Source organism: Alkalihalobacillus pseudalcaliphilus, from assembly GCF_028610675.1.
GTDB lineage: Bacteria > Bacillota > Bacilli > Bacillales > Bacillaceae_D > Alkalihalobacillus > Alkalihalobacillus pseudalcaliphilus.
Genome location: NZ_JAQQWS010000012.1, coordinates 1 through 12,048, shown reverse-complemented (window position 1 = coordinate 12,048; position 12,048 = coordinate 1). Strand labels below are relative to the sequence as shown.

The window sequence follows — 12,048 nt, the reverse complement described above, 5'->3', positions numbered from 1 at the left end:
TGAATACGCATAAAAGAGATAAGTGGGCCTGTGACCACCTATCTCTTTTTTACTGCTGTTGTTTTTAAATCATCCTCAAAGCCTGCGAAGAGTGGACTAATCAATTGACCCAAAAAGAAATGAACCAAAAGTATTGTTGCATGATAAACAGGATTCTCTATGGGGCTTAATAAGATGAATACTAACATCGGTAAAAAACCCATAAATGTCATGAACCATCCACTTTTTCCTGTTATGTATAAAGTCGCTGTACAAGCATCACACCAAATTCTCTTCCGTCTCAATGATGCTTTATATACTTCCTTCCACTCAATAGACTTATGACAATGACTGCATTTTTTCATATCTACCCACTGTTCTTTATAAAGATTTACTTAAACATTTTTTCCATCCTTTACTTAGGTTCACAAAACGCGAAGTCTATATGATTACTGTCATTAAAACCTTTTTATCACGTCACACTTCTTTTCTCTAAATACGCTTCAATATACCTCATCGTACCACTCGTAAGATTATCTGGTAAACCCTCTATATCAAAATAAGCGGCTCCGATAGACTCTTTGCCATCTATTCTAATCTCACCACTTGCTGATGAGGTTGCATATATAGCTGTTACTGAATACAACTCGTCACCATGTGCTAATTTTAAATAAAACTCTTTTCCCGAACAGATGTTAATGAGTTCGAGCTCCTTTATTTCAAGCCCTACCTCTTCCTTCACTTCTCTTTGTGCAGTCTCCTCTAAGCTTTCTCCCATCTCCATTAACCCACCAGGTAAACCCCAGCTTCCATCGTAACGATGCTGTAGCAATAACTGCCCCTGCTCATTAAAAATTAATACAACAGAACCCGGCAAGATTAATGGACGATGTCCAACTAATTTTCTTAATTCCATCGCATAACTCATATTTATCCCCCTCACAAAGAAACGAAATTTTCAATTATCTTATCTTGAACGCAACCCTTTTCTTGTTAGCCACAACGCGATTTAAAAACCTTTCTCTTTGTTGCATCGTCTAACTATATACGTATGATCCAATGACATGATTACTTGAGTTTATCACAACGATCTAAACGGAGTTGATTCTATGAGCTTTATCACAACCATGATTTTAATCGTTATTTTCGTCTGCTTCAATGCTTTCATTATTCTTATTTCGCCCGTACTATGGTTGTATCATAATATCCTAAGAAACAGCCATATTTTATTTTCTTTCAGTCTACTTCTTTATCCTCTTTGTTTATTTACAATCAGCCACCTGTTGAGGAAATATGGCTCAGAATTATATACAGCAGACTTTTATGCTCAATTTAGTTCCCGGCACTCTCACCCTTTATCAGTTGATGGTGGATTTTATTATAGCCTGAGTGGGTATCTCTTATTGATACTTACTTTATGTATTACTTTCGTTATTTTAATTCTTATAGGATTGAGATTAATGAAGTTCATTTTTAAAGAGTCGCATTAAGACGCTCTCGAACTACAGCTGCTTTAAATAAGCAATCTTCTCAAAATCTTTACGGTTATTTTTATCTGCTCGATAGCTATCTTTTGATGAGGCCATATAAACACGCAAATATTGCTCCTTATTCAGCAAATAATACTTGATATGCCCATCCACTTTCATTTCTAACTCATCCAAAGGTATTCCTGCAAAATCAGGTAGTGTATCTATAGCTGCAAATTCAACAGTGGATCCATCTTGAGAAAACGCATGCTCATGTAAATCGGTTAACTCATAACCTAGACCTTCCATAAGAGATACGATGTTATCCCATTGATAGATCGAGAGTTCAGGAGCGACCTCAAATCCTCTTTTATCTCCAGGAATATGTATATCCAAATCCCGAACATGCCATGACCTTCCTGTCACAACTTCAAACCCTACTGAACCCATAAGCAACGGAACGATATCTAATTCATTAAGTTTTTCGGTTATTCTTATAAACTCTAGAAATTTGTTTGCTTCCACATAATCAACCTTTCATTTTGTTTTTTTATTAAATGTTATTTAAACAAATGCACACGTATCCTTGTATCCTTTTAAGATACAAAGATTGAACTAAGACTAGTAACTAGTCCACTAATGAAGAGAATGATAAAAACGCTAATATGTTTTCCACTTTTCTTCACAAAATCATTCGTTAACTTATCCCCTATCTGATATTTCTTAAACTGTCGCCAAAATGAATATAATGAAAAAAGTGCAAGTAAATAAAAGATAATAGATGTAATCGCTAAAGCTAGCATTTTCTTCATCCTACCTCCTAGTATTATATTCTGATCCATATTTTACACTAAATGTTGGAAAAAGACTTACCGATTTTTTATACTTATAAGAAACACATGGGCATCGTATTCAACCGCAAAAAAAATAATAGGAAATTCATTTGTTTTTTTGATAAAATCAATTTTCAACAACTACGAGGAGTGATTAAATGACCGAACCACGGACAATTCCTATTTTTGATTGTGACTATCATCTATTTGATCAACATATTGAGTTCTACACAGCACTAGGCTTCCAGATGACCTATTATCAAAAATCGCCGTACCGTTTCGCCTCTGTCGAAAAGGCGGGGATTGGTGAATTTAGTTTCTACGGGGCGAAAAATTATGAAACAGAAGGTAATATTGGCGGCTGCTATGTCGCCGTACCGAATGTGAAAGAAATTTATGAAGAGTTAAAAGCTAATCTAAAAGCTTATTACGGGAAAATTCCAGCAAAAGGTACCCCCCGTATATCTAGACTCAATCGTACCACCGAAGATTGGCGGGTCAACATCACCGATTTTAGTGGTAACTCTATTATCATCGGAACCTCATTAGGCGATTCAACAGATTTAATGAAAACAGAGGACATAAGAGTCAAGGAATTGGATTCTAAATTCGAAAAACTGTATACACAAGCCTATCGCTTCGCATTTTCAAAAGAAGACTTCCTTGCTGCCAGAAATACCTTAGAAGTTGCCTTCAAAAAGCATCAGCATCATGCACCTCAACAATTACTTATAAAAGCAACCGTATTACAAATGGAAGTGTTTATAAACCTTGACCAACAAGAATTTGCTAAAAGAGCTGTCCAACGAATCAACAAACTCAACCTTAGTGATAAAGAAAAACTTGCCCTTGATGAGACATTCCAAAGACTTAATGAACTTCAAGAAGAATTACACTAAAATTCCCAAAAAAAGAGTTTGACGCTAGCCTCTAAAGTGCGTTAGTATTAGCTATTGCATTTTCAGGAGGAATAACAATGAGCGAAATCATTCCATTTTTAATTTTATCATTATTTATTGTTTTGGTTCCTGGTGTCGACTTTGCATTAATTACTAGGAGAACGATTGCTCACGGAAAATTAGACGGTCTTAAAATGGTGTTAGGTTTAACAACAGGAACATTATTTCATACATAAATAGCCGCTGTTGGCCTATCTGTCATTCTCATGCAATCGGCTTTAGCCTTTGAAGTTATTCGCTATCTTGGAGCGATTTACTTAATTTATTTAGGCTTAACATCCTTTATAAAGAAGAAAAAAACGCCGATCGACATTCATAATCAACCTGAAGAAACAGTAAAAGTGAAGGCAGGCTCAGCCTACAAACAAGGATTAATATCCAATATCTTAAATCCAAAGGTAGCCCTATTTTTCTTAACATTTCTTCCACAGTTCGTAATCCCTAGTTATAACGCTAGTTTGCAATTTGTAATTATGGGTTCTATTTACGGCCTATTCACTATCATTTGGTATACGATCCTCGTCTATCTATTAGCATATATACGTAAATGGTTGCTATCACCTAAGGTTCAAGGAGCCATTGATAAAGTAACAGGACTCGCCTTATTAGCATTTGGAATTAATATCCTGATGGATAGTTCCACCAGAGACTAAATAAACCAATCAACGCACAGCCATTTAAGGGGCTGTGCGTTGATTATTTTAGTTACATCACTACTTCACACTGGTCCCTTCTTTTCAAGGTTATGTTGTTACTAATATCAACAAAATATTTACATGTAATATAGATATGTTCTTAAAAATACTAAATTAGAAATATAACAATTGATTTGATTGAGAAAGCCATGATGAGTTCCTTTAGACCTTAAACCAATAAAAGCAAACGATAAGCAGACGTGTTTTAGAGCAAATTCTATAAAAAAATACTATAAGATACATCTAATAACTTATAAGAATTGCGTCCTGCAAAGAAGGAAACCGGTTTACTAAAATTAGCAGAATATTAAAAATAAAACTTGCAAAGTCACTTATTTGGTTATAATATTCTCCTTAAGGAAGCGTTTGCTCAACAATTTTACCTCCTTTTTAGAAACCGGTTTCTTTAATATATTCCTGCTGTGGAGGTCGAGTCACACACGGTTAAACGCTACTGCTATCATTTTATCGACGATTTTAAAAAAAAGCGAGGGGGATGGCAAGATGAATAACATGAAGAAATGGTTAATGGTGGGACTAATATCAGTAATCGCTTTAGCAATGTCTGCTTGTAATGGTGATGGTAATGAAACGACGATAGGAGACAGTGAGGAGCAAGTAGAACTTACTTTTTGGGTTTTTGGAGCTACCAACTATGAGGAATTGTCGGAGGTTTATAAAGAAGTGAATCCAAATGTAACAATTAAAGTTAGAGCTGCGGAAACGGCCGAGCATCATGACGCCTTATTCACTGCACTATCTGCTGGGAGTGGTGCACCAGATATTGCGATGCTTGAAATTGATCAATTAGATCGCTTTAAAGTAGCTCAGGATCGATTTACAAATTTGTATGACCTCGGTGCTAAAGATATTGAAGATTTATACCTAGACTGGAAATGGTCTACTGGCGAAAATGATTCAGGTGATTTTCTTATTGGTCTTCCTACAGATATAGGGCCAAAAGCACTTTATTACCGTACTGATGTTTTTGAGGAAGCAGGTTTACCAACGGAACCAGCTGAAGTTGAGGCACTTATTAGCACACCTGATGCTTTTAAAGAAGCAGGTCTACAAGTGAAAGAAACGACAGGTTTACCTTTTGTAGATAGTATGGAGATGGCATTTCGTGCATTGCTTGATCCAGCTATAGAAACTTATTTAAATCCAGAAGGTGAACTAATCATTGAGCAAGAAGGTAATGCAGTAAAAGAAGCATACGACTATGCTGTTGAGTTAAATGACGCAGGGTTAGTTGGTAATTATACCTTGTGGAGTGCAGAATGGACAAATGCAGTAAATAAAGGAGATTTCGCTGCTCAATTAGGTGCTGGATGGTTAAAGGGGTGGATGGAAGGTAATGCACCCGAAGCATCTGGCCATTTTAAAGTCGCTACCTTGCCAACTGAATTTGCAGCAAACTGGGGTGGCTCATACATCTCAATACCTTCAGAAACTAAACATTCACAAGAGGCTTATGATTTTATTGAATGGTTAGTATCCCCAGATAATCAATTAGTATCATTTAAAAGTCATGGATTATTCCCTTCTGCACCGTCCGTGTACGAAATGGACGAATTTACGGCAAGTGAAGATGCCTTCTTTGGGGGGCAAGTAACTTCAGAAGTTTTTGCCAAAGCTGCACAAGATATCGAAGGTGCCGTCTACAAAGGCGAAAAATACTTCCCTGTTCATCAGAACATCATTGACGCCCTAGATAATGTTCAAAATGGCGGAGATCCTGAGGAGGAATGGGCTGCAGCTGTAAAACGCGCACAAGACGTGATTAGTCGTTGATTTTACATTATCGATTATAAGACGATTTAGGTATGACAGAACATATCGTCATACCTAAATCTATGAAGGAAATGAGGTGTAAATATGGTTTCTACAATTAAAAAAAGACTTACTAATAAAAGACTGCGTTCTGAAGATAAAAAAGATATGATTTCAGGTTATCTCTATATTGCCCCTTTTTTTATCATATTTGCTGTTATTGGGCTTTACCCAGCTGTGTTCAGTTTATATTTAGCTTTCCAAAAGTGGAATGGGTTAAGCGACATGGTCTTTGTTGGCTTAGATAATTTTAAAGTAGTATTAGTAGACCCCCTCTTTTGGAAGTCTCTTTATAATACGATTGTTATTGGTTTAATGGGGACTGCGCCACAACTTGTCGTTGGAATTATATTAGCATTTTTATTAAATTTAACGTACTTACGCTTTCGGAATTTTTTTCGAGTGACCATCTTTATGCCTTATATTACTTCTATGGTCGCCGTTGCCCTTATTTTTAGTGTCTTATTTAGCAACCACGAATCGTCACTCGCCAATTCTGTCATTAGTTGGTTTGGACTTGAGCCAGTTAATTGGGCCACTTCAGAATGGGGAACCAAGTTGGCTATATCATTGATGGTTTTTTGGCGTTGGGTTGGCTATAACACCATTATTTATTTGGCGGGCATTCAGAGTATCTCGCATGACCTGTATGAAGCAGCAACGATTGATGGTGCAAATAGATTTCAGCAATTGTTATTTATTACAATCCCATTATTAAAACCTTTTATCATTCTCACTGTCTTCTTTTCAACAGTAGGAGCTTTACAATTATTTGCCGAGCCAACCATTTTTTTAGGTCCATCTGCGTTTACTAGAGATGAAGCCATGACAGTGGTTATGTATTTGTATCGAGACGCTTTCCGATTACAGTCTTTTGGAACAGCTTCAGCAACAGCGATTATTTTGTTAGTTGTCATTATTATCTTCTCTACCATTAATACATTACTTACATCTGGTTATGGTAGAAAGAGAGGAGTAAACGGATGAGTGAGATAGCCGGAACGAAAAAATTCACCATCGGACGTATATCCGTATATATATTTTTATCTAGTGCTTCTTTAATATCACTCTTCCCATTTTACTGGATGTTTGTCATGGCTACTCGGCCAAGTTCTGCCTATAATTCAATTCCTCCAACGATTACACCTGGAAACTTATTAGTAGATAATTTTCAAAAAGTGCTTGGTACCATTGATTTTTTTAAAGCGATGGGCAACACAGTTATCTTATGTACAGTCGTAACATTGGTTGTGTTATTGATTAGTTCATTAGCCGGATTTGCTTTTGCTAAATTTAAGTTTCCTGGTAAGAACACCTTATTTATTTGTATATTGTTAACGATGGTTATCCCACCACAATTAGGGTTAATCCCTCAGTATTATTTAATTGCTAATCTTGGTTTACTCGATACATTACAAGGTGTTGCCATCTTATTTTTCTTAAATCCCTTAGGCATCTTTTTAATGAGGCAATATGTGAGTAGCTCTGTGCCAGACGAATTAATCGAAGCAGCTAAACTAGATGGCTGTTCGAACTTCAAAATCTACCGAAGGATTGTGTTACCCATCATTTTACCTGCCTTTGCAACACTAGGTATTATTGTTTTCACCGCTGTTTGGGGAGAGTTCCTTTGGCAATTTACAATTCTCCGCGACCCTGATATGTACACCATTCAAGTTGCACTAGCTACTCTTGGGAACACGTATAATGTTGATTTCGGTATGATTATGTCTGGTGTATTTTGGGCAACAATTCCATTATTAATTATATTCTTATGCTTTAATCGCCTCTTTATTTCAAGTATTACTGAAGGTGCAGTTAAATAGCCGGATGAAAACTGTTATACTTCTATGAAAAGAAGAAGAATTTTATAACTTCACAGTAAAGTGATTGAATTCTATACAGAATGGAAAGGACTACCATGAATTTAACGATTAGGGATATTGCAAAAAAAGCAGGGGTATCGCCTGCAACAGTTTCAAAAATCATAAATAATTACAATGGGATTAGTGAAAAAACAAAGAAAAAGGTCATGGATATTATTGATGAGACAGGTTATCTTCCTACATTCTCAGCTAAAGTCCTGGCCACAAAGAAATCAAATTTAATCGGTTTAATTTATGCTGGGAAAGTCAACGTAGATTTTACCCACCCTTTTTTTAACGAAGTTGTAACTGCATTCAAGAAAGCAATTGGTTTATTAGGCTATGATATTATCATGTTTTCCAATGAACAATTTTACAAAGATAATGGAAGTTATTTAGCGAGATGCTCACATTTCCACGTTGATGGTTGTGTCATTATTGCTGGTGAAGATGTAGAAGATTCCATTTATGAGCTAGTTGAAAATGGCGTACCTTGTGTTGGAATTGATATTGAATTAGAGCAACCAAAAGCAAGCTACGTCATGACAGATAATATCCACCTCGCAAGAAAGGTAGTCCAACATTTTTATTTATCTGGTGTAAAAGCAATCGGATACATAGGCGGAAAAAAAGACTCTGTTATTTCTATGTATCGTGAGCAGGGGTTTAATGAAGCTATGGCTCAATTAGGTCTAATTATTAATGATGATTGGATTAAATATGGTGATTTCCATGAGGAGAGTGGCTATCTAGCGATGAAGGAAATATTTAAAACAAAGTTCTATCCACAAGCCATTTTTGCAGCATCAGATTTTATGGCAATTGGAGCAATAAGGGCAATAAAAGAACAAGGCTTACAAGTTCCTGATGATATAAAAATAATCGGCGTTGACGATATTGAAGTTTGTCGCTACAGTAATCCGACATTAACGACAATAAGACAAGATAAAGAACGTTTAGGCAAACTAGCAGCTCGGATGTTAAATGATTTAATTAATGGAACCTCACACATGAAACCAATCCTTACTGATTCTGAGTTAATCATAAGAGAGTCTTGCGGAAATAAGATGAAAACTTAGGTTGATAGAAACATATCTAGAACGGAGGGACATAATGGCATTTATTGAATTTCCTAAAGAGATAAAATGGGGTGTAGCAACAGCCTCTTATCAGATAGAAGGTGCAGCTTTTGAAGATGGTAGAGGTGCCTCAATTTGGGATACTTTCTCTCGTACTCCAGGTAAAATAAAAAATGGTGACAATGGTGACATCGCTTGTGATAGCTACCACCGTTATGAAGAAGATATTCAAATGATGAAAGAGCTTGGTATCGACATTTATCGCTTTTCTATTTCTTGGCCACGCATTTTTCCAACAGGCACTGGTGAAGTAAATCAAGCAGGACTTAATTATTATCATAATCTTGTAGATTGTCTAAGAGCAAATCAAATTGAACCTATGTGTACATTATATCATTGGGACCTCCCTCAAGTATTACAAGACCAAGGTGGATGGGCAAACCGAGAAACAATCGAGGCGTTCGCACATTATGCTGAACAGATGTTTCGTGAATTTAACGGAAAAATCACAAAATGGATAACCATAAACGAACCTTGGTGTATTTCATTTTTATCAAACTTTATTGGTGAACATGCACCTGGTAATCACGACTTGCAATTAGCAACAACGATATCTCATCACCTTTTAGTAGCACATGGAAGAGCTGTTACCAAATTTCGTTCATTAGGAATTAAAGGTATCATTGGTTATGCTCCCAACCTTGAATGGTTCGAGCCTTTTAGCAATAAGAAAGAAGATATTGAGGCATGTAACCGAGGAATGGCTTGGTTCATTGAATGGTTTATGGACCCTGTTTTTAAAGGCTCATATCCAGAATTCTTAGTAGAATGGTTTGAAAATAAGGGAGTTTCGCTCCAAATTGAAGACGGTGATTGGGACCAAATTAATCAAACCATTGACTTTATTGGAATTAATTATTATACAGGATCGGTCGGAAGATACAAACAAGGAGCAGAATTATTTGACCTCGAAAAAATTGATATCCATTATGAAAAGACAGATATCGGTTGGAATATTTACCCGCAAGGCTTTTACAAGGCTCTAAAAAAGCTAACTAGTCAGTATAATCGGATTCCTATTTATATTACTGAGAATGGTGCATGCTATAACGATGGAGTACTCCATGGAAGAGTTCATGACATCAATAGGATCAAATATCTAGAACAACATTTAACATCTTTAAAAAGAGCAATTGATTCAGGAGTAAATATAAAAGGTTACTTAACTTGGTCGTTGCTTGATAACTTCGAATGGGCAGAAGGTTATGATAAACGCTTTGGTTTAGTTCATATTGACTTCCAAACATTAAGAAGAACAAAAAAAGATAGCTATTTTTGGTATGAAAAGATGATACGTCATAATGGATTTCACATCGGACAGTAACATAGAGTAAAGTAGCTATACTTAATAATAAACACCCAGACATTTAAATTACTGTGTTTTTTTTATACTTCGATAACAAGCTATACGAATAAAAGCATCGTTAAATCAAAGGAGATAAATTATGTTAAACGAGTATATCCAAAAGTTGCTTGAAACATTAGCAGCATTTATCATCCTTCATATTCTATGGCTAGTAAGTTGTTTGCCCATTATAACGATTTATCCAGCGACAGTTACGTTATTTGAGATTGTTAGAAAGTGGAGAATCAATGGAGTTAACTATCAGATAACAAAAGAATACACCTCACTTTTGAAAGAAAACTGTATAAACTACCTTTTATTCGGAGTGTGTTGGAAATTTATTAGTGTTATTCTCTTTACCTACATTTATTTCATTTGGAGCATTGAACTGTTTGGAAAAACATTATTAATTTCTCTTGGATTAATTGTTTTATTTTTATACGGGGGAATTTCATTATATTTATTTCCGCTCACTGCTCATTTTAACCTTCCTAAAAAAATTATATTAAAAAACGCAAGCCTACTAGCTATAGGAAAAATGGGTACTACTGTCGTTGCCCTACTCATAATTGGCCTTATCAATATAAGTATGTATTATTTCAATCTACTTTTTTGGATAAGCAGTAGTTTAACCGCATACTTACTATACATACTTATCAGCAACAGAAATCCACGCCTCTGGGTTGGAACCAACGATAAGTAAATCCGCATTGATTACACTTGCTTTCCAATCATTACTTCTTCTAAAACCTCAAGGAAACACTTAAGCTTTCATTTTCTTCTTTTGCATACTCATGAAGTGGCACGAAGAGAACCGATTCGTCTCGCGGACGTACTTGGTTTTCTTCCTTCGATCAGTTTCGGGTGCTTCGCTTCGTAGGGGCTGCTTCTTCGAACCAGCGCTCTTTTGCGCCGAGCATTCTCTTTATGCATATTAAAAAACACATCCCTAAAGGAATGTGTTTAATCTGCCTGGCAACGTCCTACTGTCTCTTCGGATTCTCTTCTTCGGGGAAGTATGGCATGTAGCGATTTCCCCGATGCCTCTCACGAGGTCGCACGAAGAGAACCGATTCGTCTCGCGAACGTACTTGGTTTTCTTCCTTCGATCGCTTTCCGGGGCTTCGCTTCGTAGGGGCTGCTTCTTCGAACCAGCACTCTTTTGCGCCGAGCATTCTCTTTATGCATATTAAAAAGCACAATCCATTTGGATCGTGCTTTATCGCCTGGCAACGTCCTACTGTCTCTTCGGATTCTCTTCTTCGGGGAAGTATGGCATGTAGCGATTTCCCCGATGCCTCTCACGAGGTCGCACGAAGAGAACCGATTCGTCTCGCGAACGCACTTGGTTTTCTTCCTTCGATCGCTTTCCGGGGCTTCGCTTCATAGGGGCTGCTTCTTCGAACCAGCGCTCTTTTGCGCCGAGTATACTCTTTATGCATATTAAAAAACACATCCCTAAAGGAATGTGTTTAATCTGCCTGGCAACGTCCTACTGTCTCTTCGGATTCTCTTCTTCGGGGAAGTGGGGCATGTAGCGATTTCTCCGATGTCTCTCACGAGGTCGCACGAAGAGAACCGATTCGTCTCGCGAACGCACTTGGTTTTCTTCCTTCGATCGCTTTCCGGGGCTTCGCTTCGTAGGGGCTGCTTCTTCGAACCAGCGCTCTTTTGCGCCGAGTATACTCTTTATGCATATTAAAAAACACATCCCTAAAGGAATGTGTTTAATCTGCCTGGCAACGTCCTACTCTTGCAGGGGGAAGCCCCCAACTACCATTGGCGCAAAAGAGCTTAACGGCCGTGTTCGGCATGGGAACGGGTGTGTCCTCTTCGCTATCGCCACCAGACATATTGAGAGGGTTCTCTCAAAACTAGATAATCTGAAAACATGTGTCAAGAAAAAGTAATGGATAAGTCCTCGACCGATT

General features: G+C 37.0%; 13 protein-coding genes and 1 rRNA gene. 9 read left to right on the top strand and 5 right to left on the bottom strand.

Going from position 1 to position 12,048, the window contains the following annotated elements; translation table 11 throughout:
- Positions 1 to 38 precede the first annotated feature (38 nt).
- From PQ479_RS18150 to PQ479_RS18135, 4 genes are all read right to left on the bottom strand, one after another.
- Complete coding sequence (locus PQ479_RS18150) at positions 39 to 344, bottom strand: TIGR04104 family putative zinc finger protein (RefSeq protein WP_083991362.1); 306 nt, start codon at positions 342 to 344, stop codon at positions 39 to 41.
- Between the two features lie 107 nt (positions 345 to 451).
- Positions 452 to 907 (bottom strand): NUDIX hydrolase, encoded by a 456-nt coding sequence (locus PQ479_RS18145; protein WP_047990622.1) that lies wholly within the window; start codon positions 905 to 907, stop codon positions 452 to 454.
- A gap of 574 nt (positions 908 to 1,481) precedes the next feature.
- Complete coding sequence (locus PQ479_RS18140) at positions 1,482 to 1,973, bottom strand: hypothetical protein (protein ID WP_047990621.1); 492 nt, start codon at positions 1,971 to 1,973, stop codon at positions 1,482 to 1,484.
- A 71-nt stretch (positions 1,974 to 2,044) separates the two neighbouring features.
- On the bottom strand, positions 2,045 to 2,260 hold the full coding sequence (locus tag PQ479_RS18135) for a hypothetical protein (protein ID WP_047990620.1): 216 nt from the start codon (positions 2,258 to 2,260) through the stop codon (positions 2,045 to 2,047).
- Positions 2,261 to 2,439: 179 nt separating this feature from the next.
- On the opposite strand from PQ479_RS18135, the gene PQ479_RS18130 reads away from it, so the two are divergent.
- The 9 genes from PQ479_RS18130 (at position 2,440) to PQ479_RS18095 (ending at position 10,820) form a co-directional block, all read left to right on the top strand.
- Positions 2,440 to 3,180, top strand: coding sequence for a hypothetical protein (locus PQ479_RS18130; RefSeq protein WP_047990619.1), 741 nt, complete (start codon positions 2,440 to 2,442; stop codon positions 3,178 to 3,180).
- 77 nt (positions 3,181 to 3,257) lie between these two features.
- A complete protein-coding gene (locus tag PQ479_RS21830) occupies positions 3,258 to 3,416 on the top strand; it encodes a hypothetical protein (RefSeq protein WP_337957125.1) in 159 nt (52 codons plus the stop codon).
- A complete protein-coding gene (locus PQ479_RS18125) occupies positions 3,417 to 3,893 on the top strand; it encodes a LysE family translocator (RefSeq protein ID WP_337957126.1) in 477 nt (158 codons plus the stop codon). It begins immediately after the preceding gene.
- Between the two features lie 546 nt (positions 3,894 to 4,439).
- On the top strand, positions 4,440 to 5,729 hold the full coding sequence (locus PQ479_RS18120; protein WP_047990618.1) for an ABC transporter substrate-binding protein: 1,290 nt from the start codon (positions 4,440 to 4,442) through the stop codon (positions 5,727 to 5,729).
- Between the two features lie 84 nt (positions 5,730 to 5,813).
- Positions 5,814 to 6,755 (top strand): carbohydrate ABC transporter permease, encoded by a 942-nt coding sequence (locus PQ479_RS18115; protein WP_047990617.1) that lies wholly within the window; start codon positions 5,814 to 5,816, stop codon positions 6,753 to 6,755.
- The gene (locus PQ479_RS18110) at positions 6,752 to 7,594 is read left to right on the top strand and encodes a carbohydrate ABC transporter permease (protein WP_047990616.1); all 843 of its coding nucleotides are present in this window, start codon (positions 6,752 to 6,754) and stop codon (positions 7,592 to 7,594) included. The genes PQ479_RS18115 and PQ479_RS18110 overlap by 4 nt, the downstream gene beginning before the upstream one ends.
- 95 nt (positions 7,595 to 7,689) lie before the next feature.
- Positions 7,690 to 8,712, top strand: coding sequence for a LacI family DNA-binding transcriptional regulator (locus PQ479_RS18105; protein WP_047990615.1), 1,023 nt, complete (start codon positions 7,690 to 7,692; stop codon positions 8,710 to 8,712).
- Between the two features lie 34 nt (positions 8,713 to 8,746).
- Positions 8,747 to 10,096: a GH1 family beta-glucosidase gene (locus PQ479_RS18100; RefSeq protein ID WP_047990614.1), complete on the top strand. Its 1,350-nt coding sequence runs from the start codon at positions 8,747 to 8,749 to the stop codon at positions 10,094 to 10,096.
- Between the two features lie 121 nt (positions 10,097 to 10,217).
- The gene (locus PQ479_RS18095) at positions 10,218 to 10,820 is read left to right on the top strand and encodes a YesL family protein (protein ID WP_047990613.1); all 603 of its coding nucleotides are present in this window, start codon (positions 10,218 to 10,220) and stop codon (positions 10,818 to 10,820) included.
- A 1,031-nt stretch (positions 10,821 to 11,851) separates the two neighbouring features.
- Here PQ479_RS18095 and rrf read toward each other — a convergent pair.
- Positions 11,852 to 11,967 (bottom strand): 5S ribosomal RNA (rrf, locus tag PQ479_RS18090).
- Positions 11,968 to 12,048 lie beyond the last annotated feature (81 nt).